General features: G+C 40.6%; 1 protein-coding gene. It reads left to right on the forward strand.

Going from position 1 to position 1608, the window contains the following annotated elements; translation table 11 throughout:
• The first annotated feature begins 34 nt into the window (after nucleotides 1–34).
• Nucleotides 35–1471: a DDE-type integrase/transposase/recombinase gene (locus IEV18_RS16930; protein WP_188393509.1), complete on the forward strand. Its 1437-nt coding sequence runs from the start codon at nucleotides 35–37 to the stop codon at nucleotides 1469–1471.
• Nucleotides 1472–1608: the final 137 nt, after the last annotated feature.

Genomic DNA, 1608 nt, shown 5'->3' on the forward strand with positions numbered 1-1608 from the left:
CACACACCAATCCTAAAACAAAGGAAGTGACAAGTTGTTACCTCAATTATTAACCTATTTGCTTGAATATATCAAGTCCCAAGATCAAATTATCCGGACATTACTTACACTTCTGATTGGTAAAAACATGTTTGATAAGCCAACTGAAAAGCCTGTCAATAAGCCTTATCAAAAACTCCAGGTGGATGAGCTGCCAATCATTGAAACTCTACAAAAGCTTGATTATCAAATTCTTCTCAAAGAATATTTGGAGAAGAACGGGAAACCTCTCAAACCTGTTCAGAGACGCTCCAATTCAAAAGGTAAAGTACCTTCATCCATGAAATGTCCAAGGTGTGGTGCTCCGTCAGATTATCTTTATGCCAATAACGGAGGTAAAGGACAGTATCAATGCAAGGTGTGTGCGTGTCTGTTTAATAAAAAGAATCAATATGCCAAGGAGGCTGTACTAAAATGTCCACACTGTTCGAAAACACTCGAGAAGATCAAGGAAAGAAAAGATTTTCTCGTATTTAAGTGCAAAAACAATGACTGTCCGTATTACAAAAAGAAACTGCGAGGAATGTCTAAAAAAGAGAAAAAGCAGTTCGAAAAGGATCCTCAGTCTTTTAAAGTTCGATACATATTCCGTCAGTTTCAAATTGATTATCAGCCGTTAGCCAAACATTCACCTAAGAAGCCAAAAGTGGATTTGTCCAGGCTTCATGTGTCACCGCACACATTGGGGCTCATTTTAACCTACCATGTAAACTATGGCTTATCGGCTCGGAAAACAGCTGCACTGATGAAGGATGTTCATGGTGTACCCATCTCTCACCAGAGTATATTGAATTACGAAAACAGCGTAGCACTTCTGCTCAAACCTTATGTGGATCATTATCCTTACGAGCTTTCTGATCAATTCTGCGGAGACGAAACATACATTAAGGTGAATGGCCGTTGGCATTATCTTTTTTTCTTTTTTGATGCGGTAAAGAAAATTATTCTGTCCTACCCTGTTTCTCCAAATCGTGATACAGTATCAGCCATTCGCGCGATTGATGAGGTCTTATGGAAGATGAAAGAGATTCCTGAAGACCTCACCTTTGTCGTAGATGGCAATCCGATTTACCTTTTAGCACAACACTTTTTTGCCCAGCACGGTATTACGTTTGATGTGAAGCAGGTCATTGGACTAACCAACGAAGACCCGGTTTCAACGGAATACAGACCGCTAAAACAAATTATTGAAAGACTGAATCGAACATTTAAGGGTAATTACAGATCGACACACGGATTTGGATCCGATCACGGATCCGTTTCTTATGTGACTTTGTTTGTGGCTTATTTTAACTTCTTGCGGCCACATTCAGCCCTGGAAGGCAAAGTGCCTGTAGTCATTCCAGAACTAAAAGAACTGCCGAATATGCCTGCACGTTGGACAAAACTGATTGGTTTAGCTCAACAATGGCTAGTAGAGCAAACTGCCTAACTTTTTGTTTAGCAGAGCCCTTACCAGCATCGGCGAAGCGAACTCTTGACAAACCGAACCAGTCAATGGTTTAAAATGGGAATTGGCAAGGGCTTCTTTGGTGTGCCTTCTTTTTGTTCCCTTCGCCCTTGTTGGTT

Source organism: Compostibacillus humi (assembly GCF_014637175.1).
Lineage (GTDB): Bacteria > Bacillota > Bacilli > Bacillales > Amphibacillaceae > Oceanobacillus > Oceanobacillus humi.